Source organism: Thioalkalivibrio nitratireducens DSM 14787 (assembly GCF_000321415.2).
Lineage (GTDB): Bacteria > Pseudomonadota > Gammaproteobacteria > Ectothiorhodospirales > Ectothiorhodospiraceae > Thioalkalivibrio > Thioalkalivibrio nitratireducens.
In genome coordinates, this window is record NC_019902.2 from 634,374 (window position 1) to 656,458 (window position 22,085).

General features: G+C 60.3%; 20 protein-coding genes and 3 pseudogenes. 22 read left to right on the forward strand and 1 reads right to left on the reverse strand.

Annotated features, from left to right (window positions below; all coding sequences use genetic code 11):
• Window positions 1-40: 40 nt before the first annotated feature.
• The 10 genes and pseudogenes from TVNIR_RS03205 to TVNIR_RS19560 all read left to right on the forward strand — a co-directional run bounded on the left by TVNIR_RS03205 (window position 41) and on the right by TVNIR_RS19560 (window position 10,265).
• Window positions 41-415 carry a GxxExxY protein gene (locus TVNIR_RS03205; RefSeq protein ID WP_237251715.1) on the forward strand — a complete coding sequence of 125 codons (375 nt, stop codon included), beginning with the start codon at window positions 41-43 and terminating at the stop codon, window positions 413-415.
• A 36-nt stretch (window positions 416-451) separates the two neighbouring features.
• A complete protein-coding gene (locus TVNIR_RS03210) occupies window positions 452-1,045 on the forward strand; it encodes an acyltransferase (RefSeq protein ID WP_015257536.1) in 594 nt (197 codons plus the stop codon).
• The gene (locus TVNIR_RS03215) at window positions 1,035-1,343 is read left to right on the forward strand and encodes a hypothetical protein (RefSeq protein ID WP_015257537.1); all 309 of its coding nucleotides are present in this window, start codon (window positions 1,035-1,037) and stop codon (window positions 1,341-1,343) included. Before TVNIR_RS03210 ends, TVNIR_RS03215 begins: the two co-directional genes overlap by 11 nt.
• 2 nt (window positions 1,344-1,345) lie before the next feature.
• Window positions 1,346-3,001, forward strand: coding sequence for a DegT/DnrJ/EryC1/StrS family aminotransferase (locus TVNIR_RS03220; protein ID WP_015257538.1), 1,656 nt, complete (start codon window positions 1,346-1,348; stop codon window positions 2,999-3,001).
• 139 nt (window positions 3,002-3,140) lie between these two features.
• Window positions 3,141-4,589: an oligosaccharide flippase family protein gene (locus TVNIR_RS03225; RefSeq protein WP_237251717.1), complete on the forward strand. Its 1,449-nt coding sequence runs from the start codon at window positions 3,141-3,143 to the stop codon at window positions 4,587-4,589.
• A gap of 180 nt (window positions 4,590-4,769) precedes the next feature.
• Window positions 4,770-5,177, forward strand: coding sequence for a hypothetical protein (locus tag TVNIR_RS03230; protein ID WP_015257540.1), 408 nt, complete (start codon window positions 4,770-4,772; stop codon window positions 5,175-5,177).
• 343 nt (window positions 5,178-5,520) lie between these two features.
• Window positions 5,521-6,219: pseudogene (locus TVNIR_RS18600) on the forward strand (reverse transcriptase N-terminal domain-containing protein); the annotation flags it as partial.
• Between the two features lie 25 nt (window positions 6,220-6,244).
• Window positions 6,245-7,198, forward strand: a pseudogene (locus TVNIR_RS03235) (IS1595 family transposase).
• A 251-nt stretch (window positions 7,199-7,449) separates the two neighbouring features.
• A complete protein-coding gene (locus TVNIR_RS03240; protein WP_015257541.1) occupies window positions 7,450-8,775 on the forward strand; it encodes an IS110 family RNA-guided transposase in 1,326 nt (441 codons plus the stop codon).
• A gap of 164 nt (window positions 8,776-8,939) precedes the next feature.
• On the forward strand, window positions 8,940-10,265 hold the full coding sequence (locus TVNIR_RS19560; protein WP_157092172.1) for a hypothetical protein: 1,326 nt from the start codon (window positions 8,940-8,942) through the stop codon (window positions 10,263-10,265).
• 108 nt (window positions 10,266-10,373) lie between these two features.
• On the opposite strand, the gene TVNIR_RS03245 is transcribed toward TVNIR_RS19560, so the two are convergent.
• Window positions 10,374-12,329 (reverse strand): hypothetical protein, encoded by a 1,956-nt coding sequence (locus TVNIR_RS03245; protein ID WP_015257543.1) that lies wholly within the window; start codon window positions 12,327-12,329, stop codon window positions 10,374-10,376.
• Between the two features lie 119 nt (window positions 12,330-12,448).
• Here TVNIR_RS03245 and wecB point away from each other — a divergent pair, with 119 nt between their 5' ends.
• From wecB to TVNIR_RS03295, 12 genes and pseudogenes are all read left to right on the forward strand, one after another.
• On the forward strand, window positions 12,449-13,549 hold the full coding sequence (wecB, locus tag TVNIR_RS03250) for a non-hydrolyzing UDP-N-acetylglucosamine 2-epimerase (protein ID WP_015257544.1): 1,101 nt from the start codon (window positions 12,449-12,451) through the stop codon (window positions 13,547-13,549).
• Window positions 13,550-13,553: 4 nt separating this feature from the next.
• Window positions 13,554-14,711, forward strand: a complete 1,158-nt coding sequence (locus TVNIR_RS03255) for a glycosyltransferase (RefSeq protein WP_015257545.1) — start codon at window positions 13,554-13,556, stop codon at window positions 14,709-14,711.
• A gap of 163 nt (window positions 14,712-14,874) precedes the next feature.
• The gene (locus TVNIR_RS03260) at window positions 14,875-16,095 is read left to right on the forward strand and encodes a glycosyltransferase family 4 protein (RefSeq protein WP_015257546.1); all 1,221 of its coding nucleotides are present in this window, start codon (window positions 14,875-14,877) and stop codon (window positions 16,093-16,095) included.
• Between the two features lie 61 nt (window positions 16,096-16,156).
• Window positions 16,157-16,546, forward strand: a pseudogene (locus TVNIR_RS21200) (sulfotransferase); the annotation flags it as partial.
• A 36-nt stretch (window positions 16,547-16,582) separates the two neighbouring features.
• Window positions 16,583-17,077, forward strand: a complete 495-nt coding sequence (locus TVNIR_RS20385; RefSeq protein WP_237251718.1) for a sulfotransferase — start codon at window positions 16,583-16,585, stop codon at window positions 17,075-17,077.
• Between the two features lie 111 nt (window positions 17,078-17,188).
• Window positions 17,189-18,349, forward strand: coding sequence for a DegT/DnrJ/EryC1/StrS family aminotransferase (locus TVNIR_RS03270; RefSeq protein ID WP_237251719.1), 1,161 nt, complete (start codon window positions 17,189-17,191; stop codon window positions 18,347-18,349).
• 169 nt (window positions 18,350-18,518) lie between these two features.
• The gene (locus TVNIR_RS03275; protein WP_237251843.1) at window positions 18,519-19,061 is read left to right on the forward strand and encodes a haloacid dehalogenase-like hydrolase; all 543 of its coding nucleotides are present in this window, start codon (window positions 18,519-18,521) and stop codon (window positions 19,059-19,061) included.
• Between the two features lie 307 nt (window positions 19,062-19,368).
• A complete protein-coding gene (locus TVNIR_RS03280; protein ID WP_043739202.1) occupies window positions 19,369-19,719 on the forward strand; it encodes a type II toxin-antitoxin system MqsR family toxin in 351 nt (116 codons plus the stop codon).
• Window positions 19,719-20,288, forward strand: a complete 570-nt coding sequence (locus TVNIR_RS03285; protein WP_043739204.1) for a type II toxin-antitoxin system MqsA family antitoxin — start codon at window positions 19,719-19,721, stop codon at window positions 20,286-20,288. The genes TVNIR_RS03280 and TVNIR_RS03285 overlap by 1 nt, the downstream gene beginning before the upstream one ends.
• Window positions 20,285-20,749 (forward strand): protein-export chaperone SecB, encoded by a 465-nt coding sequence (locus TVNIR_RS19975; RefSeq protein ID WP_169794285.1) that lies wholly within the window; start codon window positions 20,285-20,287, stop codon window positions 20,747-20,749. The genes TVNIR_RS03285 and TVNIR_RS19975 overlap by 4 nt, the downstream gene beginning before the upstream one ends.
• A gap of 176 nt (window positions 20,750-20,925) precedes the next feature.
• Complete coding sequence (locus tag TVNIR_RS20390) at window positions 20,926-21,201, forward strand: hypothetical protein (protein ID WP_237251720.1); 276 nt, start codon at window positions 20,926-20,928, stop codon at window positions 21,199-21,201.
• A gap of 4 nt (window positions 21,202-21,205) precedes the next feature.
• A complete protein-coding gene (locus TVNIR_RS03295) occupies window positions 21,206-21,979 on the forward strand; it encodes an ElyC/SanA/YdcF family protein (protein ID WP_015257554.1) in 774 nt (257 codons plus the stop codon).
• Window positions 21,980-22,085 lie beyond the last annotated feature (106 nt).

Sequence of the window (22,085 nt, forward strand, 5' to 3'; positions counted from 1 at the left end):
AGGATTTGGGAAGGCATCATGGATGATGAGGGGCATTCTCATGGACGAGAAACTGGTTGCAGAAGATCTGACGTATCGCATTCGTGCGAGCATCTTCGCGGTTGCGAACACGCTGGGCTCCGGTTTTCTGGAGAAGGTCTACGAGAATGCCCTTGCGATCGAGCTTCGCAGCACCGGCCTGGCGGTCAGCACCCAGGTGCCGATCCGGGTCTTCTACAAGCGGCAGATCGTCGGCGACTACCAGGCCGACATGCTGATCGAAAACCACGTGCTCCTGGAACTGAAAGCCGTCAGCGCCCTGAGGCCCGAACACGAAGCGCAACTCCTCAACTACCTGCGCGCGACTCGAAAACCCCTCGGTCTGCTCGTCAACTTCGGCCAACCCAAAGTCCAAATCAAGCGCATGATCCTCTAACCCCAAATCCCTATCCGCGTTCATCCGTGTTCATCCGTGGCTAATCAAATTCATTCCACCGCCATCGTCGACGAAGGCGCCCAGATCGGCCAAGGCACCCGCATCTGGCACTGGACCCACGTCTGCGCCGGCGCCGGTATCGGCCAGAACTGCTCCCTCGGCCAGAACGTCTTCGTCGGCAACCGCGTGGTCATCGGCAACAACGTGAAGATCCAGAACAACGTCTCGGTCTACGACGACGTGACCCTGGAAGACGACGTCTTCTGCGGCCCGAGCATGGTCTTCACCAACGTCTACAATCCGCGCTCGGCGATCTCGCGCAAGCATGAATACCGCCCCACCCACGTGAAGCGCGGCGCCACCCTCGGCGCCAACTGCACCATCGTCTGCGGCACCACCATCGGCGAATACGCCTTCATCGGCGCCGGCGCTGTCGTGAACAAGGACGTGAAGCCCTACGCGCTGATGGTCGGCGTACCCGCCCGCCAGATCGGCTGGATGAGCGAATACGGCGAGCAAATACCGTTGTCTATCGAGGGAACCGGGACCTACCATTGCCCGCACACGGGCAGCCAGTACACGCTCAGCGATGGGCAGCTACGGCGAACAGGAGCCGCTCATGGAAGTTGAAGCCATCTACGAGAACGGCAAGCTGGAGTTCGTCCAGCCACTGCGGCTCAAGCACGCGCGCGTCCGGCTGCTGGTCACCGTGCCGGACCACGAGGTGGAGGAGGTTCAGCCGTCCGACCTGGACCTCCTGAACCTCCCCGCGGACGTCGTCGAGCGCGCCAAGGCGATGCTTGCGCGCATGGAAGCGATCAAGAATGCCCCCGTCCCGGCAGATGAAACATTGCCCGATTTGACCGAAAAGCAGTTGGAACGTATCGCGGCCTTCGCTCTGCGCGATGAAATCAAGGGCTCGCGTTAACCATGGATTTGCTGATCGACGTCAATGTCGCGCTCGATATCTGCACGCAGCGCCAACCCCATGCGCTGGCCAGTGCGCTCGCCATGGAGGCGGCCAAAGCGCGTAACGCACGCCTCTGGCTGTACTGTGGATCCACGCAAACGCTGGAATACAATCTCTATCATCACCTTAAGCACGAGAACGTCGAGGCGGGCAGCACGCTACCCAACAAAGCGGTGCTGAAAAAGACCCGGCAACTGCTCAGCGACTTTGCCAACGACAAGCACTGGCTGGCCGCCCTTGCCGGCGAGGGCCCTGTTTTCGACGCCCGCGACCCGGAAGACGCACAGCTCCTGAATGCGCTGGATCGCTTCCCCGCCGGATCGATCCGGCTGCTCACGCGCGATGGCGATCTGCTGGACGGCTACCCGGACAAGACCATCAGTCCCTTGGCCTATTGTGAGATGGAGCCGCCCAAGCCCAAACTGGCCTTCATCGATCTCGCCGCCCAACAGCAGATCATCCGCCCCGAGCTCGAGCGCAACATCCACCGCGTGTTGCACCACGGCCAGTACATCCTCGGTCCCGAAGTCCGCGAACTGGAACAGCGCCTCGCCGCCTACACCGGCGCAAAGCACTGCATCACCGTCGCGAGCGGCACCGAGGCGCTGCTGATCAGCCTGATGGCGCTGGGGATCAAACCGGGTGACGAGGTGATCACCACGCCGTTCACCTTCGTCGCCACCGGCGAGATGATCGTGCTGCTCGGCGCCACCCCGGTGTTCGTCGACATCGAGCCCGACACCTGCAATATTGATGCGCGCCTGATTGAGGCGAAGATCACCGAGCGCACCAAGGCGATCATGCCCGTGAGCCTCTACGGCCAGCCGGCCGACATGGACGCCATCAACGCCATCGCCGCGCGCCACGGCAACATCCCGGTGATCGAGGACGCCGCGCAGAGCTTCGGCGCGACCTACCAGGGCCGCAAGTCTTGCCACCTGTCCACCATCGGCTGCACCAGCTTTTTCCCGAGCAAGCCCCTCGGCTGCTACGGCGACGGCGGCGCGATCTTCACCAGCGACGACCGCATCGCCCAGGCCTGCCGCGAAATCCGCGTCCATGGCCAAAGCCAACGCTACGTCCACACCCGCATCGGCGTCGGCGGCCGCATGGACACCCTCCAATGCGCCATCGTCCTCGCCAAACTCGACCGTTTCGACGAAGAAATCACCCAACGCCAGGCTGTGGCGCGGAAATACCACCAATTGCTCGCGGCGGAAGAAGACGTTCGCGCAAAGACGCCAAGACGCCAAGAAGCGGCCGATGAACAAAACCCTCTTAGCGCCTTGGCGTCTTTGCGCGAAACCTTTCGTGTCCTGCCCTGGCCGCTGGAAGACCGTACGTCGGTCTTTGCCCAGTACACGATCCTCGCCGATGACCGCGAGGCCCTACAGGCGAACCTGAACCAGGCCGGTATCCCCACCGCCGTCCACTACCCAGTGCCCCTGAACGAACAACCGGCCTACGCCCACCTCTGCTGCCCCGACTGCACCCCCGTCGCCCAGCAGATCGCCAAACAAGTCATCAGCCTGCCGATGCACCCCCTGCTTACCCCAGCAGACCAAAACCGCATCGTCCACGCACTAACGCCCCCGGCCACGGATCCAAACGGCTAAACCAAGCCACGGATGGACACGGATAAACACGGATAAGGTTTAAATCAAAAAACATCCGTGTTTATCCGTGTCCATCCGTGGCTAAAACGCCTTTCAATCCTCTTCGAATCCGTGTCCATCCGTGGCTAACCCTCACTCCGTGATCGCCAGAGCAAAGAACCAAATCCGCCGCCTGCTGCCGAAGAACCGTTTTGCGCGCAGTGTGTCGGTGCTTGCTGGGGGTACAGCCGCGGGGCAGATCATCGTGGTCGCGGCATCGCCCATCCTCACGCGACTATATACCCCTGAGGACTTTGGGCTGTTGGCCGTCTACGCGGCGCTTCTTGGAATCGTCGCCGTGATTGCCAGCCTGCGCTACCAGCTCGCTATCCCACTCCCAGAAAGCGACGAAGAAGCCGCCAGCATTGCCGTACTCAGTCTCCTAGTGATCGCTAGCATGACAGCACTCAGTGCGCTGATCGTTTGGTTCTGGGGCAGCTCGGTTGCAATGTTGCTCAACGTCCCCGCGCTCGAGCCGTATATGTGGCTCCTGCCGGTCGGGCTGGCCTTAATGGGCATGTACCAGGTGTTCAGCTATTGGGCCATCCGCGTCAAGGCGTTTACAAAAATCGCGCGCACGAAGCTAACCCAGGCCTTGAGTACCGTGGGTGTTCAACTGGGCGCCTTTACACTAGGTCCGCTTGCGTTGTTGCTGGGCCAGATCACAGGACATGCGGCGGGCGCCACCACCCTCGCCTCCCTCGCAGTACGCCGTAAATGGGCAGCTTTCCGCCAGGTGCGACTAACAAACATCTGCTCGGCCGCACGGCGTTACCGCCGGTTCCCCATCTATTCGACCTGGGGTGCCATGTTCAATACCGCCAGCGCCCAATTGCCGCTGCTGCTCTTTGCGTTCTTGTTTAGCGCAACGGCCGCCGGCCTCTACATGTTGGCGCACCGGGTATTGGCAATGCCCAGCTCCCTTATTGGCAAGGCAATTGGAGATGTTTTCTTTTCCCAAGGGGCCGATGCCAGACGGAAGGGCACCTTGGGTGTTCTCGTTGCGAGTATTCACGGAAAACTGGCTCACATCGCCATGCCGCCAATGGTTTTACTTGTGGTCGCGGGCCCGGAGCTATTCGGTATAGCGTTTGGGGCTGACTGGAGGATTGCGGGAGAGTTTGCACGCTGGATGGCACCGTGGATTTATCTGCAGTTCATTACGTCACCCCTTAGCTTGCTGTTTCCAATTCTAGAAAAGCAGATGCATGAGGTGTTTTTCCAAGGAGCGCTCTTGATTTCAAGGTTGGGAGCCTTGCTCGTTGGGGCTTGGTTAGGCGACTTGATGGCTGCAGTGATACTGTTTTCACTTGCCAGCACGGTAAACTATCTAGCTGTTCTCGCGTGGGAAATAAGAATCTCCGGCAACGCTTGGCATGATCTCTATTCGCCCTCAATAAAATCGGGTGCCTTATCACTTGTGCTTGTGAGCCCATTAATAATTGTACAATGGACTGCGTTACCGACGGCGTTTTGGTTTGCCGCTCTCATGTTAACGTCTGCAGGAATTGCGGGCAGATATTTCTGCCTTGGTCGCGCAGCTTGGTAAGTCGAAGGAAACGCTGACCTACGGCCTCCCGGACAATCAATGAATCCGCATCCGCGCCAACAACCCGCTGGATTGGATTATCCGGGGGAATCGGGGAAGAACGGCTCTTCGATGGTCCGAGTGGAATTCTCCTGCGGGCCTGAGCCAGTTTACGCACGGTAACAGGTGTGAGGAAGAACGTTGGACGGCAACGAGATTCTGCTCTTCGGGATGGGTATCCAAGCGCCCTGGCAACTGGTGGATCGGCGCTTCGATGTCGACAAGCAGCCGCATGAGCTGCACCTGACAGTGCGCAGTGATCGTGGGCGGAAGTACGCCTGCCCGGTGTGTGGGGCGCAGTGCGCGGCACACGACTTCCAGGAAAAGACCTCGCGCCACCTGAACTTCTTTCAGCATGTGCGACACGAGGTCGCGCATTCATTTGTCAGGGACGACCTGGTGCTCTGCCACCAGTACCCTACCAGACCGTGCGCCGGTGGCAACGCCGGGGTGCGAAGCGTCCGGGACAATGTAGTCTCCACCTTCGGGTGGGCCGGGATCGCGCGAGCGGAACCGGCGGCTACCAGCCGCAACGTGGCCAGAAGCTAGGGTTGGAGGGCATGGTCAACGCATGTGAACCGATGTTGGGGCGTCGTGCTGTATCCCCACGCAGACCACGGACTGCCGGCGGAGAATCGGGACCTGCGCCCTCCTGGATGGGTGAATGCGTGGAACGTGGTAAGCCTCTATTCACCCGCAGGGAAGCGGAAGCCTGGCTGCGAGGCCGGGTGACGCGGATCGAGGTATGGGATGCCGGAGCAAGCGAATGCCGCACGGTAATCGTGCGGATAGGGGTTCGAGCTTTGCCCCACCCGAGAGGGTGCCCACTTCCGGCGGGTCTTGAATCACGAGAACGGCATAGAAAGGCTTTGCCGACGAGGTTTCTTGGACGATGAACGCTGTTGGCGTCATTGAAGGCCCCTCGGGCGCGGGAGTGCAGTGGTCCAGCATCGATTGGACTTCGGCGCAACAACGCGTCAGCCGGCTTCAAGCCCGGATCGTGAAGGCCGTGCAAGCAGGCCGATGGCATCGCGTGCGGTGTCCACAACGTCTGCTGCGGAAATCGCTTGCCGCCAAGCTTTTGGCTGTGCGGCGGGTGACTTCCAACCGAGGGAGAAACACGGCGGGGGTCGATGGCACTGTCCTGAAAACCCCGGCCGCGAAGTGGCAACAGGCTCAAGAGTTGAACCGCAAAGACTATAGGCCACAACCGTTGCGACGGATCTACATCCCCAAGAAGAATGGCAAGCGCAGGGCGCTCGGGATTCCGACCCAGGCAGACCGGTGCGAACAGGCACTGGACCTGCTGGCGCTGGATCCCGTCTCGGAGACCTTGGCCGATCCCTGCTCGTATGGCTTTCGACGGGCGCGGAGCCCACAGGATGCCATGGCCCGCTGTTTCAACGCCTTGGCGAAAAAGAACAGCGCCCAGTGGATTCTGGAAGGGGATATTCGGGCATGTTTCGACCAGTTGAGTCACGACTGGATGCTGAACAACACCCCAACCGATCCGCGTCGTCTGCGGCGATGGCTGAAAGCTGGCTTCATGGAGGCTCATCACCTTCATCCCACGGAACAGGGCACCGCCCAAGGGGGCGTAATCGGAGAGGAGCACCATGGCCCAGAATCGGATTCAGTTTCAGCCGGGAATGTCGATGCCGGAGTTCATCGCCCAGTACGGCACCGAGGGACAGTGCGCAGCAGCGCTGGAGCAGACCCGCTGGCCGGAAGGCTTTCGCTGCCCGCGCTGCGGCAGTGCCGCGCACGGCGTGATTCAGGACGACCGGGCGAAGCGGTTTCAGTGCAAGGCCTGCCGGCACTAGACCACGCTGACGGCCGGTACGGTGATGGAGGCGACCAAGCTGCCGCTGACCACGTGGTTTCTCGCCATCTACCTGCTGAGCCAGGCCAAGACCGGGCTCTCGGCACTGGCCCTGAAGCGCCAACTCGGGGTCAGTTACCCGACCGCCTGGCGCATCCACCACAAGCTGATGACCGCGATGGGCGAGCGGGAAGAGCGCTACCGATTGCACGGTGCGGTGCAGATCGACGATGCCTACCTGGGCGGGGAACGTAGCGGCGGCAAGGCCGGCCGGGGGTCGGAGAACAAGGTCCCGTTCGTGGCCGCAGTGTCGCTGACCGAAGACGAACACCCGTTGCGAGTGAAGCTGACCCCGGTTCCGGGCTTTACCTTCCGAGCCCTGTGGGACTGGTCGCGCCAACACCTGGCGCCCGGCTGCACGGTGTATTCCGACGGCCTGGCGTGCTTCAACGCGGTCAGCATGGCGGACTGCGCGCACCAGCCCACCGTGGTCGGCGGCCGCAAGCCGAAGGACCTGCCGGAGTTTCGGTGGATCAACACCGTACTCGGCAATCTGAAGACCAGTCTGAGCGGGACCTACCACGCCTTCGCCTTCTCCAAGTATGCGGCCCGCTATCTGGCCGCGTTTGCCTACCGGTTCAACCGGCGCTTCGATCTGGCCACGCTCCCGCAGCGCTTGCTCATTGCGGTGGTGAACTGCCGCCGGCGTCCGGAACGTGAATTACGGCGTGCGGAGCTTTCGTGCTAATCAGCTTCCCAACCCCGGCCCTTGCCGGGGCAGGCGTTCATGGAGAAACGGGGCTGCGGTATAAAGTGAGCGGCGGTGCCGAGATGACCGAACTTCCATTGGTGCGAGCTTGTGCGAGCCCGCAAATCAGCATGGTCCGGGATTCGTCGGCGACAGTGGCGAGCGCAGCGATGTGCATCCCGTTCAAGAGATCGAGTCGAAATCGACGTTTCCCATGGCACCGCCACTCACCCACAACCGTGTAGCAGGGGATGGCGATGCGCAAGCGGCAAACAGAGGTGGTGTTTCCCAACGCGGCGGGAATCGATGTCGGGGCATCGAGTCACTGGGTCGCGGTACCACGGCATACTGCCGACGAGCCAGTGCGGGAGTTCGGCACCATGACCGACGATCTGCATGCGCTGGCCGATTGGCTGCAGCAATGCGGGGTGGACACGGTCGCGCTGGAGTCCACCGGGGTCTATTGGATTCCGCTCTATGACGTGCTGGAGCAGCGTGGATTGGCCGTCTGGCTGGTGGATGCCCGACAGATGAAGTACGTACCCGGGCGCAAGAGTGATGTCCAAGACTGCCAGTGGCTGCAGAAGCTGATGAGTCTGGGCCTGTTGCGCGCCGCCTTCCGACCGGAGGCTGATGTCCGTGTGATCCGCACGATCGTGCGCCAGCGCGATGTCCTGCTTAGGGAGCAAGCGCGCTGGGTGCAGCGGATGCAAAAGGCCCTGGTGCAAATGAACATCCAGTTGACGGAGGTGCTCACCGACGTCATGGGCGTCACTGGCCAAGCGATCCTGCGCGACATCGTCGCCGGCGAACGGGACCCAGCCGTCCTTGCGCGCCACCACACCCGGCGCCTGAAGGCCAGCGCCAAGGATATCCAACGCGCCTTGACCGGCACCTGGCGCGAAGAGCACCTCTTCCTGCTGCAACAGGCGCTGGCGATCTACGACGATTTGGCGCGACGGGTCCAGGAATGCGACACCACGCTGGAAGCCTTGCTGCAGCCCCTGCAACGCCATGACAAGAAGCTCCCGAAGACGACCAAGACCCGGAGCAAGAACAGCCCCACGTTTGACTTGCGCCAAGCCCTGGCCAACTGGGCCGGCGTCGATCTGACCCGGATCGATGGCTTGGGGATCACCCACGTCCTGAACCTGTTGTCGGAGATCGGCACCGACCTCAGCCATTTCGCCAACGTCAAACACTTCTGTTCTTGGCTCGGGCTGAGTCCGGGGACCAAAATCAGCGGCGGCAAGGTCCTTGCCTCCAGAACGAAGCGCTCCGCCAACCGGGCCCGCCAGGCGTTGAAGATGGCCGCCATGGCGCTTGCCCGCAGCGACTCGGCATTGGGCGCGTTCTACCGTCGGCTGTGCTCCCGGATGGACAAGCCCAGGGCCAACACCGCGGTCGCCCACAAACTGGCCCGCATGGTGTACTTCATGCTCACGCGGGGCGAGGACTACGTGGATCGCGGCCGCGAACACTACGAGGAACAGCAGCGCCAGCGCACCGTCGCCGCACTCAAGCGTCGCGCCAAAGCGTTCGGGTTCGAACTGACCCCAGCCCCGGTAACCACATGATTTTACGTATGCGGAGCGATTTGTTTCTCAAGAGGTGTATTTAAGTATGAAGCAATTTTTGATTAAGGCGGCTTTCTCCGGAAAACTTTTAATTGTTTCTTTTTTTGGCCCTTAGCAACAACATCGTGCTTGTTAGCCGCCAACCGACGACGACAGGTGGAAGAATGCGATACACCGCTAAGTTCCAAGCGAGTCTCTTTTCACCTTTTGCGTTGCTCGCATTTATTAGTCTTCTTAAAATATCTCTTGGGTACAGCTATTTTGTGTTCGTCAGCGAAACTTATTGGCCGCTTGGCTTCCGTTGGGATCCCAGCGCTCCTAAGATTCTGGAATCCTGGGTGCTTCTTTTTGCCTTAGTCCGTTTCTCTCCAAATAGGCTTACCCGTCCATCAGATTATATGATCGTGTCTCTCATTTGTTTATCGATTATTCCTCTCCTGTCGCTCTATGGGTTAGCGAATCATCCTCGTTGGCCGGTGTATACCGTTTTTGTCACAATCCTACTCATCTTAATATTCCGCCGCGGAAGAGCCATACGGATGCCTTACTTTTCTTCTGGAAGAGATCTGGTACTTGCAATAACCGTACTTGGCTCTTTGATAACCACTGCGTGGATGATCGTGAATGGCGGGTTAGCTTATTTTAACCTGGATTTTTCTCTTGTGTACGAGTTTCGCTCGGATGTGCGGGACCAGCTTTACACGCACGGGTTTCAGTACTTTATACTTTGGGCAACTAAGGTACTTGGGCCTGCCCTACTTGCGTTTGCGCTTTGGCAAAAATGGTGGTGGGTTGCGGCGGCTGTTGTAGCGCTTCATGTCTTGTGGTTTGGTATATCAAGTCATAAAGCTGTTCTGTTCTTTCCGTTTATCATTTTGTCTGTTTGGGTTTGGGTGCGGAGCCGTCCGGCGCTCAGCATAATACCTCTCGCCTTGTTAATAATCGTAGTATCGTCACTTGTTGTTTTTCTTGCGTTCGACCAGATAATGCCTGCGTCTGTGTTTGTTCATCGACTATTTTTTATTCCCGCAAATAATACATTTCTATATTTTGAATTCTTTTCGAATAATCCAAAGGTTTTTTGGTCCAATAGCGTGTTGGAGCTGTTTTTGAATTATCCATATGCCGATGCTCCGGGACGTCTAATTGGGGAGTTCGGCGGAAGCGGAGCGTTTGCAAATAACTCCTTCTTGAGTACAGGGTACATGCACGGCGGTTTTGGTGGCATGGTGTTATATGGGGTTCTAGTCGGGTTGTTGTTTAGGGTTTTTGATAGTTTCCAACATAACGGGATGCCCTTGTGGATGAGCGTTGCGGTGCTCGCCGTCCCAACACAAGCACTACTGATAAGTGACGACCTGTTTAGCTCCATGTTTTCGCATGGAATTGGATTAGCGTTATTGCTTCTTCTGCTAATGAGGCGCAGAAAATCTCCATGGGTTGCGGAAAATGGGGGTTCTGATGGCGGGCAAAGGGGGAATTTTATATAAAGGGGATCGTCCAGCGGCACAGGGCTATTGTAGGAAGGTGATCGCGATGATTAGTCAAGGGTTAGTCCAGCTCGGTTGACGTTGAAGAGTGAGAGTCTAAGTCTCTGCTCATGGAAGTTGATAGCTCCAAGTGTGTGATGCACTGGTGAAGTAAATGCTGTTGTCACGAAAGACAAACCCGGCATTGATCGCAACAGGGCTGTCGGCCAGCTTTTGATGCACACGGGTGGAGGGGGTGAGTGCGACAATGGCCTGTCGGAAGAGTATGTAGATCCGACCGTCTGGTGCTAATGCCATGATGCGCGCTGCCTGTGAGCCTGCTTGAGGGCCGTACTTGGCTAGGGACTGTGTGTGGATCACCTGACGTGCTTGCGGATCAAAGACGAAAAGCGTCGATTCGGCCGCAATGCCGTATACCAATTCATCTGGGCCCAAGACAAGGTCGTTGATGCTCTGGACCCCAGGCAGGATGGGTCGGCGCCAAACCACTTCTCGGTTGTTCCAATCAAAGACGTAAAGCTCAGCCTCGGTGGCTCGTCGCTCCCCGCCGGTTCCAGGCGCAGTGGTGGTTCCGCCTACGAGGTCGCCACTGGGCAGAGCAACCATTGAAAAGGTGCTTAAGTCCTCCAGGAGTTCCTTATGGGACAGCAGAACACCTTTCCTTTTCTCGGTGTCATAGATGTATAGGCCGCCGCCGGTTTGGCCGTAGGCGGGGGTGCCGCCCATGATGACGTGGCGTTCATCCGGATGCGCTAGAAGGATGTGGGGGCGGATGATGTGCGGCGCTGCAGAACCTAAGGTGATCGGATTCGAGCCGTCATCTGCCCCCGGGCTCCACTCCCGGCTAGGGTCGTACTGGAGTAGATAGCCTCTGGAGTAGTCGGCACCGTAGATCAGGTCCCCGACAGTGATCATCTGGTTGAGGTGGCCGCTTAGCAGTGGAAAATGTGAAATGGCCCCTGTCGTTGGTTCGTGGCGGAATACGCGCAATGGATGGCCCGTAGACCCATAGATGGCGCCGTCAGGTCCCTTCGTCAGCGTGTAGACGAGCGCTCCGCCCGACTTGTAGTCGAACTGTACTCTGCGTTTCTTGCCGTCGGTTTCCTCAATTACCAGGATACGGTCGGCGAGATCGATCTTACTGATCCTGCTGCCGTCGGGGAATTCTCTGAAGATGGAGCCTTGGTGGCCGGTGCGCATGGGCGCACGAGCTACGGACATGCTGCTCACCGGTGTGGCCTCACCGTTGTACAAGACGTGCCAACCCCAGCCAGGTGCGGAGGCGTACACCTTGCCGTCTACGCCCAAGAACACTTCCCCGCGGCCGTGCTGTCTTGCTTGCTCAGGGATGAAACGCCGGTCTTCTCTAGTCGCGGGGTTATAGCCTGCCACCTGGCCAAGCGTGGTACCGATACCGACATAGACCCAGCCGGCCTCGTCGATCGCCATTGACCGCATGTACTGAGGCCAGGCCTCGTCGTTCATCCGCCCATGATCAAGCAACTCTTGGGTAGCTGGATCGAAGCTAAGGAGATTGGCGTTGGGAAAAAGACCTGCCCAGATGATGCCGTCTTTATCCTCGTGCATGGACATGGCGCCGGGACTGCTTGGTTCCGGGGTCTCGCCAATGAAACTGAAGCTCCGTGTCTCGGGATCAAATTCGTAGAAGCGGTTGGCAAACTGGGAGTACCAGCGGTTCCGGGTGGAGTGGAGGACAGAGAACGGTGAGTCATGAACCGGCCGCTCGAAACCCAGTTGCTGCGTTTTTCCGGTTTCCGCGTCGATGATCAGCTTACTCCGGGTGCCAGTGTGGTCCATCAGCCAGACAAGGACTATCCTGCGGCCTTCACCATCTACCGTGGCGGTAATGCCGCGGGATTGGGATACTTCCGCTGCAACTCCGTGGTTAGTGAACCCACTGGGCTCTTGGGCGCCGCTGGTGTATGGCGGTGCCAGAAGTGCCAATGTCATTGCGGTCGTGGCAATCGCTCTTGTCGTCTTTTTCATTTTTTCGTGGCTCTTGTAGTTTCTGATGCTGCGGGGTGTGGCGAGACTTTCGCGCAAAGAAACTTCGTCGCATCGGTGATCTCGCGCGGATCACGCCGATGCGAGTTGTGTATACCAAAATCTCGAACGAGGTTGCTCATGTTTCATATCTTTCAGTTCATTCGTAAAGCGGCCGCATGAACCCGAAGCCTACCTGTATTCTGACAGTCGTGGGCGCTCGCCCGCAGTTCATTAAGGCGGCGGCCGTAGCCCGGGCGCTGGAGCCGGCGATCGCCGAAAAGCGGGTCCGGCACGTGCTCGTGCATACCGGGCAGCACTACGACCAGAACATGTCGGAACTTTTTTTCGAACAGTTGGATATCCCCCGGGCAGACATAAACCTCGGAATTGGCGGCGGCGGGCACGGCCGGATGACCGGCGCGATGCTTGAGCAGCTCGAGCCTCTTATAGAACAACACCGCCCCGACTGGGTGCTAACCTACGGCGACACGAACTCCACGCTCGCCGCCGGCTTGGCGGCCGCAAAACTGCACCGCCCGGTCGCCCACGTCGAGGCCGGCCTGCGGAGCTTCAATCGCCGGATGCCCGAAGAAATCAACCGTGTTCTGGTGGATCACTTGTCGGACCGACTGTTCTGCCCGACGACTGCGGCCGTGGACAACCTCAGCCAAGAGGGTATTCGCGAGGGCGTACATCTCGTAGGCGACGTGATGTATGACGTGGCACTGTTCTACCGCGATCGGGCTGCCTCCCGCAGCCTTCGGGCGCGGTTCGGGCTTGAGGTTGGGGGCTACTTCCTGTCCACCTGTCACCGCGCCGAAAACACCGACGACCCAAGTCGCCTCCGGGGTATCTTTGCCGGGCTGGCCCTTGCCGCCCGCGAGGCGCCGGTTGTTTTGCCGCTGCACCCCCGCACGCGGGCGCGGATGGCGGAGTTCGGTGTGAAGCCCGACCCTGGTGTCCATTTGATCGAGCCTGTGGGCTATCTAGAGATGTTGGACCTTGAGGCCCACGCGCGGGCCATACTCACCGATTCCGGCGGGATCCAGAAGGAGGCGTACTTCTACGGCGTGCCGTGCATCACCCTTCGGACCGAGACCGAATGGGTCGAGACGGTCTCGGCCGGGTGGAACACTCTCGTCGACGCGCATCCGGAACGGATCGCCGAAGCCATTGAATGCACGAGCGAGACTCGCCACCGACCCCGCCCGGAGCTTTACGGCTGCGGCGATGCGGCCCGGCGCATTGTCGACCTCCTGCTAGAAGGGAAAGAATAACCATATGGCACGAACACCCCACGTCTGTATCGTCTGTTGTGAACATGTACCGGACGACAAACGCGTTACGCACAAGGAGGCCCGCAGCTTCCGTGAGGCGGGTTTTCGAGTGACGTGGGTCGGTCCCTATCGGCCGCGCTCGGGCGAGGACTATGGCGTCGATTTCCAGTACTATCCGCGCGGCAGAGGGCGCCTCGGTCGTCTGTCGCACGCGCGCCGCGCGAGGCTACTAGCGGCGACCGTGCCGGATGTGGACGTCTACTTCGCTGTTGAGCCGGACTCAGCTGCCGCTGCCGTGCGGCTTGCGCGTAGGAGCGGCGCGAAGGCGGTGTTCGATATCCATGAAGTCTACCACCGCGAAATGCTTAGCCGATGGGTGCCCCGACCGCTGCTGTTGCCGGCGGGCGCGTTGGTGCGGCAACAGATTCTGCATACCTGCGCCCGCTGCGACTTAGTGGTCGGTGTCAGCGACGAAGTGCTCGCACCTTACGCGTCCGCCGCCCACGAGACCTTGGTCCTGCGGAATTGCGCTTCGGCCCACTTCGCCGCGGGTGAACCGGCCGAAGTCTGCCCACCGTTCCGCAAACGATTCACGCTCATTCACGGGCTTTCGACGGTCGCTCATGGCACCCCGGCGGTGATCCGAGCGATGGGCCTTGCGGCCGGCCAAACTCCCGATCTGCGACTGGAGTTGTTCGACGCGTTCGACAATCCTCGGGCAGCCGAGTGGACCCGCGAGGACTACCACGCTCTCATCGAGCAGACACGCACTTCCGCAATGATGAACCTGCGTGCCCGAGTGCCCCACAGCGAGATGCCGAGCATTCTGCGCGCTTGCGACGCGGGCATCATTGCCTACAACCGGCAATGGGGCATCGCCAGCCTGCCGAATCGGCTCTTCGAGTACATGGCCGCAGGGTTGCCGGTGATCGTGCCCGACTACGCGCGGGAGATCCGCCCGATCGTCGAGCACGAGCGCTGCGGCCTGCTGGTGGACTGCGAAGATCCCGAAGCGATCGCCGAGGCGATCCTGTATCTAAATCGAAACCCGCAGGAGGCCCGCGCTATGGGTCAGCGAGGCCGTGAGGGTTTCATCGCCCGTCACAACTGGCAGGTCGAAGTCGAGCCGCTGCTGGAACGAATCCGCAGATGGTGTCGGTAGCGACGATTCCATTCTGGCCGATTCCCACGCAATGATTAAATCAACGCTTTCTAAATATTACTGATATGATTTTGCGTAACAGTGAACCCAATTTTTCAAGTCGGGTGCCCTTGGGTGATTTCTCAGTCTCGGTCCCCCGACAAAGACGATTGGGCGAGTGCAAATGACCGATGTGCGCTTCTTTAATACCTATGAGCCGGTCTCGCCGTTTTACAGGGACTTGATTCCCTTGCTGTCTGCGCGAGGCCTGGACGCGGAAGTGGTGCTTTCAAGTCGGGAATACCGGGCCGGAAGGAAGCCACTCGAGGAAAGCCTCGGTTCGGACCGTGTGGGGATCCGGCGTATTCGCGCGGGCCGCGGTGTCGTACTGGGGAGATCGCAAAAGCTCTGGGCGATGTTGACCTACGTGATCGGCGCTGCCGGATCTTCCTTGTTTGGTCCGCGGGCGCGGTTGAACTTCTTTCTGACCCAGCCGCCGCTGTTTTCTCTCTGGGGGCTCGTGCTTCGTTGGCTCCGGCGCCAGCCGTATTGCTGCCTGGTGATGGACGTATACCCTGACGTTGCGGTTCGCGATGGTTTGTTGAAAGCAGGTGGGTTAGCCACTCGGTTCCTTACGTATGTTTCCCGGAGTGTTCTGCGGCGTGCCGACGCGGTGATCGTGATTGGACGGTGTATGCGGGAGCGTATGGAGCAGCACGGCATCGCTTCGGAGCGCCTTCATCTTGTACCCAACTGGGTCAATGATGCAGAGGTGCAGCCAGTAGAGCACGAGCGGAATGCCCTGCGAAAAGAGCTGGGACTCGAGGGAAAGTTCGTGGTCCTCTATTCCGGGAACATGGGCGTCTCGCATTTTCTGGACGATATTCTCGAAACGGCGCGTAGGCTGTGGGAACTGCCGGATCTCGTGTTCGTGTTCATTGGCGATGGACCGAGGCGCAGAGAAGTGGTCGGGTGGCAGGAGCGGTTCGATCTAAAGAATATCCGGCTTCTGCCGTTCCAGCCTACCGAGCGTTTGGCCGAGAGCCTGAGCCTTGGCGATGTGCACTTCCTTTCGCTTCGCGCAGGATTCGAAGGGTTGGTCGTGCCATCGAAGGCGTACGGGGCGCTTGGCGCAGGACGCCCGATCCTTTATCAGGGCGAGTCGACGGGCGAAATCGCACGGATGATTGAGGAGGAAAGGATTGGGTCGGTGGTGCCGCTGAACAGTCCGGATAGTCTGACATCAGTGCTCAGGCGCTACTACGATCATCCGACTCTGGCGGCTAACGAAGGGCAACGGGCATTGGAATTAAATCGACAGAAATATGGGCGTCAGCACGCAGTTTCCGAATATCTAAGACTGATCGAGAAGTTGCTCGGGAAGGACGTCGACCAAGGTAATTGACCTGTTTTGCCGTGCGTTCGTTGCGCGGCAACGATAATTCTAATTCAATTTGAAGAATCTTATGGTGCATGACGAGAACTCCAAGAGTGCCCCCGTAATCATTATCTCGGCAGCCCGTTCGGGTACGAAGCTACTACGTCGCATTCTGAGTTCATCCAATGAGTTTGGGGGGTGTCCATACGACGCCAACTACATTTGGAAGATCGGTAACTTGGGTATCGATCACGATGAGCTTGTTCCGGAGGACTTGTCAGATAAGCAGGTCGCATATATTCGGCAATTCTTTGATAGGGCTAGAGCGCGGGATCGCGCAAAAAGAATCGTCGAAAAGACGGTGTCGAATAGTTTGCGGGTCCCGGTGGTTAGAAGCGTCTTCCCGGGCTGCAAGATCATACATTTGTACAGGGGAGGCTATTCCGCGGTGTCGAGTACACGTCGCTGTTGGGAGGCTCCGCCCACGTCGTCTGAACTGCAAAGCCGAAGTGAGTTGACGAGAAAGCTTCGGGAGTTCCCTTATCTCTACGGTTGGCCCTACTTGACGCGTTACCTGAAGAGTTACGCCAGGAAGTATGTCTTTGGCGAAAAGCATGCGGGTTCCTGGGGAGTTCGATACAAGGGGATCGACCGTGACCTAGCGGAACACGGGATCGAATACGTGGCCACTAGGCAATGGGCTAAGTGCGTCCGGCACAGTTGTGATGCGTTGGGACGATTGCAGGAAGGCGTCGATTACATAAATGTGTCGTTCGAGGAGTTTGTAACATCTCCCGAGGCGGAACTCGAGAGGATTCTAGAGTTCATCTTGGCGGAGGAAAAGGGGCAGATTCTGTCGTTCGCGCGGTCGATCATCGATCCGAGTAGGTCTCAGATATCCGTGGAAAGAAATGTCTACGACGGCATGCCGGAAATCGGCAAGATGGTAAGCGACGGGCAGAAGGCGATTGAGACTTTGACGGGAAGGCGGCGGACGAGTAGCGTTTAGGAAAATGATTTGGGAAACGAACGTATGCCAAGATCTCAGCCGTAAAACGGAGTGCTGAGATCTGGAGCATGGGGTAGTGTAATGAGCTCAGAGGTTCAATTTAGAGCAGCCGTGGCGCGGCGTTTGGATTCGGGCCCAGAGAGTGTATTCCTTTATTGGAAAGGCAGGGTGGCCCTCTACGCCCTGCTTAAGGCCATGCAGGTGGGAGAGGGCGACGAGGTGGTGATGCCAGCCTTCACCTGCGTCGTGGTGCCCAATGCGGTGCTCTATGCCGGTGCAACGGCGAGATACGTCGACATCGACGCGAAAACGCTGAATCCAAGCCTCGAGGCGATCGAGGCGGCGGTCACGGAACAAACCAAGGTGATCCTTGTGCAGAATACCTTCGGCTTATCGACGGAGGTGGACCGGATCGCGGCATTCGCGCGGGAGCGGGGAATCCGCACGATCGAAGACTGCACGCACGGCTTCGGCGGGACATTCGGGGGGCGGCCCAACGGGACCTGGAGCGACGCGGCCTTCTATTCGACGCAGTGGAACAAACCGTTCTCGACCGGGCTCGGGGGATTCGCAGTGGTCAAGGACCCTGTTTTGCGGGAGCGGCTTGAAGCCGTGAACAGGGAACTGATTCGCCCGGGCCGGCGGCAGGCGGCGATGCTGGGTCTTCTCGTGCGGGTGAAGAGCGCACTCGTGAACGATACGACCTACTGGCCGGCGCTGCGGGCATACCGTGCGTTGAGTCGCCGCGGACTCGTGCTCGGCTCCTCCACCGGGGGCGAGGTGTCGTCGACCGAGATGCCGGAGGCCTATTTCCGAGGAGCGGCGGCGGTGCAGGCGGCGGTGGGCCTGAGAGCCCTTGCCAAGCTTGACGCGCTTTCCGCTAGACGCCGCGAGAACGGGCTGCGGTACAACGAATGGATGTGCGCGCGCGGCTATTTCAACTACCCGGATGAGGTTCTTCCCGACCACGGCTTCCTGAAGTTTCCGGTGTTCGTGCGGGACCGCGCGGCCTTCCTAGAGCGGGCGGAACACGCGAAGGTCCAGCTCGGCGATTGGTTCTGTTCGATGCTGCACCCCGTGGAGGGCGATCTCTCCCCCTGGGGGCTGGACGCCGACCATTTTCCGGTCGCCCGAAAGGCGGCCGCTGCCATCCTGAACCTTCCGACCGACACGGCAGACCCGGAACGGGTGTTGGCGTTTCTGGAACGCGAGGAGGGGGAGTTGGTGGGGGAGTCGGCGTTTCCGGGAATATCTAGCACGGCTATGGGGTGAGACGCTCACACCGCAACGGTCTCATCGCGGTGCTCGCGGGGTTCCTCCCGCAGGCGATTGAATCCGCAAGTTCCCCTGGGTCGCCCTGCACGGTTCTGAATCGAGCGACCTGACGTTGCGGGTGTTGGTGTTCGCACTTCTCCGGGCGCGGCCGTGGCGGGTCTTCTCGGTGCTGGGACCACTGTTGCGCCTAGCGGTGGGTGGGGCTGAAGAATCGATGCAGCACGCCAAGGACCGCTGCGTGGGTGGACTGCTGCGGGGGTTGTCCGACGAACAGGTGCGGCCGAGTCTGCGGCGCTACCGCCACGACGTGCTGCCGCTGATTCGGCCCGAGCTCGCGGCACTGATGCACGAGCGCGCCGCGGCCGGGCACACCGTGCTGGTGGTGACCGCCTCGGCAGAACCCGCAGTGCGCGAAGCGCTGCGGGATTTCCCGGTGACGGTGCTGGGCACGCGCTTCGCGGCACGCCACGGGCGCTTCACCGGAGTGGTCGACGGTGCGGGCTGCTACGGGGCCGCGAAAGTGCCGCAGATTCGTGCCTGGGCCGACACGAAGCCGGCCCCGCCGCGCTTCGTGGAGGCCTGGGCGGATGCGGTGAGCGACCTCCCGATGCTGGAACTCGCGGAGAAGCGCGTTTGGGTGTGCCGTGAAGCGCAGGTGGCGCGTATCCGCGAGCGGGATCCGCAGGGGGAGATTGTTCGGGAGGGGTAGGGTTTGGGGTTATGGGCCCGTCACCGACTGCGAGGAGCCTGTACTCCCTCCGTCACTGCGAGCCCCGGAGGGGGGCGTGATCCAGAACTGGCGAACAATCGAGGAGCAGCGGGCATGACCAGATTTTCTGGACCGTTGGGCCGTCGAAAGCCCGGAGAACGCCCGGCTGGTCGCCCAGGAACGTCTCATTACCCGGGTGACCGAGGCACTCTGGCAGGAAATTGAAGAGGCCGGAGTCAACAAGGCGGACCTGGCTGTTTCCCTGTTTTTTCCCAAACCACTTGACGTTCCGTAGCCGGTAACCATAATGGTGAGAAACGATCGATTCGCGAGCGCGCGCCGGGATGCACCAAGTTATGCATTATCTCGTGTAATCGAGCTTGCCAATGCAGGCCGCATCCAGTACCAGAGCAAAACAGTGCAGCGGGATGTGGAGAATCTGGGCTACCGACCGGAGGACGTGCACCGATGCCTTGCCTCGTTGAACGAGTGTCACTTCCATCGCTCCGAGCAGTACGAGGCGTCCGGACCCTGGTTTGATGTCTACCATGTGCGCTATGCCGGTCCTGCGGATGCCGTGGACGAACTCTACGTGAAGCTGAAGCTTGGACCGAATTGCCTGGTGGTCGTATTGGCCTCCTTTCACAGAGAACGCTAATGACCGAAACCTATTTGATTTGCCCCGTATGCGAAAGCGGGGCGCTACAGCCGCACCGCTATAGTGATACGTTCCAGCATCAGGGCAAGAATCTGGTGGTGGACGATCTGGAGGGCTACCTGTGTGCGGAGTGCGGAGCGGATCCAGTGTTTGAGGATCAGATTCGTCGCAACCACACGCGGATCTCCGATGCGCGTCGTGAAGCGGATGGGCTGCTCACCGGGACACAGATCCGGCGCTTGCGCGAGCATTTAGGGCTGAGGCAACGTGATGCGTCTGCGCTCTTCGGGGGAGGCGCGAACGCGTTTTCCAAGTACGAACGCGGGGAAGTTATCCAGAGCGTTGCGATGGATCGGCTTTTGCGATTGGTTGGCCGCTATCCTGCTTTGCTGCAAGAGTTGGCCTCACCGCCAGCAGAGTCGTTTGGATCCGTGGCGCCCAAGCGCGGTGAATACGTGGGTGGGGATCCGGTTCGTCTGCAGGATCCGGCGCGGCATGGGCGTTTACAGCGTTCCGACGGATTTGTGGTCGTGAGCCTTGCCGAGTGGACCCAGGATCGCGCGGCGTGAGCACGGCAGATTCCACTCTGCTTCAGCAGGCCATCGCAGGCCTTCGCCTGAATGACATCGTGCTGTATGAATCCCACTTCTTTCATGGAGAGCCGTTTCCGGAAGCGGAAGAATTGGCGGCTGTTCAACAGCATAAGCGCGGCGTGAGCTATCGCGTCACGGCATTGGGGAGCGAGGAAACCGCCGGAAAAAGGCTTCAGGTCGTGGTCGCACTCGGAGAACGGGTCGTGGACGATGCCAGCAAGGACGAACCCACCATCTATTTTGGCGTGGAAGCCGAGTACATGGTGATCTACGAGCTTGTCGCCGACGTATCCGATGAAGCCCTGCATGCCTTCAGCAATCTGAATGCAGTGCATAACGTGTGGCCGTTCTGGCGTCAGCATGTCTTCGACCTGATCGGCAAAGCGCGACTGCCACCGCTTCAAATCCCGCTGTTCTCGGGGGGCGCAGACGACTAGGGAAGTGCTGAACAAAAGGCCCTGTCATTGCGAGCGAAGCGGGTCACTAATGCGCGTGGCTCATTTAATTCAGCAGGCGGGCAACAAAAAAAAGGCAGTGCCGGCGCTGCCGCCAACAAAGCCTCCGCGTTGGATTCTGCGAGAGCTGGGCGCGGCGCGTATGGCAAGGCGGGGCGTTGGAAGCCGTGCCCGGTCAGCCTCGCCTGAAACACGAACACGCGCTGGGTTGGGCATGGCCGGACCTGCCGAAGAACGCCCGGCGGATTGTAGGTGTCGTCGCGTGCCGGTTCTTGATGCTTCCGTTCGTCCTCGGGGAGGGCATTCAGCGATCCGTGCTCGAGGCGCTGGCGAATGCCGGCGCCGTAATCACGCACTTGCAAGAGCGCGAATCGATAGGCCCCGAGTTACAACATTCGGTCGTCGCGCGTTTCCAGCGATTGATCTTCAACTAACCTGATGCTCGACACCCTCAAACCCCTCGTCGGCGCCCTCGCAGCACCCCTGGCGCTGGCGACGCTCCTCGTCCTGCTGGCCGCGCTCCTGTGGTCGCTCGGCCGGCGCGGGCTCGGGCGCCTGCTGCTGGTGCTGGGCCTGCTGCTGGTCTTCCTGTCGTCCTGGGCCCCGGTCGCGAACCGGCTGCTGGCGCCGCTGGAGGGGGCCTATCCCCCGGTGTCGGATCCGCGCGATCACGGGGACGCCACCGCGGTGGTGGTGCTCGGGGCGGGGTGGGATCCGGAGCTGGAGGCGCCGGCCTCGGTGCGGCTCAACGACAGTGCGGTGCACCGCCTAGTGGAAGGCCTGCGCCTGCTCGAGGCCCTGCCAGAGGCGCGCCTGCTGGTGAGCGGCGCGAGCCGGGACGCGACGCGCCTGCCGGTGGCGCTGGGCTATGCACAGGCGGCGCAGGCACTTGGCGTGGATCCCGCGCGCATCGTGGTGCTGGACACCCCGGTCGATACCGCGCAGGAGGCGTACGCGGTGCGGGCGGTGCTCGCGAACGGCGAGCGCTTCTTTCTGGTGACGTCGGCCTCGCACATGCGGCGCGCGGTGCGGCATTTCGAGCGGGCGGGGCTCGCACCGATTGCCTCGCCGTCGCATTACCTGACGGGGCGCGATGGCCCGGACCGGCTGAGGTACTGGTTGCCGTCGGCCGGAAACCTGCGTAAGACCGAGCGCGCGGTGTACGAGATGCTCGGGCTGTGGGCGCTGGAGTGGGATCACCGGGACCGCTGACCCGATGCGCGACAAGCCCCGCCGTTCACGTGCGGGGAAGGATGGCGCGGACGCTGTAGGCGCCGTGGGTTGCGTGCGCAGCGGTGCGCTGTGCGGCAGGCTTGCT

What these genes read in the sequence shown, in the direction of transcription:
- TVNIR_RS03285 (WP_043739204.1), top strand. Translation starts at nt 19,719, where the DNA reads ATGACCGAAACCTATTTGATTTGCCCCGTATGCGAAAGCGGGGCGCTA.
- TVNIR_RS03220 (WP_015257538.1), top strand. Translation starts at nt 1,346, where the DNA reads ATGGATTTGCTGATCGACGTCAATGTCGCGCTCGATATCTGCACGCAG.
- TVNIR_RS03205 (WP_237251715.1), top strand. Translation starts at nt 41, where the DNA reads ATGGACGAGAAACTGGTTGCAGAAGATCTGACGTATCGCATTCGTGCG.
- TVNIR_RS03280 (WP_043739202.1), top strand. Translation starts at nt 19,369, where the DNA reads ATGGTGAGAAACGATCGATTCGCGAGCGCGCGCCGGGATGCACCAAGT.
- TVNIR_RS03240 (WP_015257541.1), top strand. Translation starts at nt 7,450, where the DNA reads ATGGCGATGCGCAAGCGGCAAACAGAGGTGGTGTTTCCCAACGCGGCG.
- TVNIR_RS03215 (WP_015257537.1), top strand. Translation starts at nt 1,035, where the DNA reads ATGGAAGTTGAAGCCATCTACGAGAACGGCAAGCTGGAGTTCGTCCAG.
- TVNIR_RS03255 (WP_015257545.1), top strand. Translation starts at nt 13,554, where the DNA reads ATGGCACGAACACCCCACGTCTGTATCGTCTGTTGTGAACATGTACCG.
- TVNIR_RS19560 (WP_157092172.1), top strand. Translation starts at nt 8,940, where the DNA reads ATGCGATACACCGCTAAGTTCCAAGCGAGTCTCTTTTCACCTTTTGCG.
- TVNIR_RS03260 (WP_015257546.1), top strand. Translation starts at nt 14,875, where the DNA reads ATGACCGATGTGCGCTTCTTTAATACCTATGAGCCGGTCTCGCCGTTT.
- TVNIR_RS03295 (WP_015257554.1), top strand. Translation starts at nt 21,206, where the DNA reads ATGCTCGACACCCTCAAACCCCTCGTCGGCGCCCTCGCAGCACCCCTG.
- wecB (WP_015257544.1), top strand. Translation starts at nt 12,449, where the DNA reads ATGAACCCGAAGCCTACCTGTATTCTGACAGTCGTGGGCGCTCGCCCG.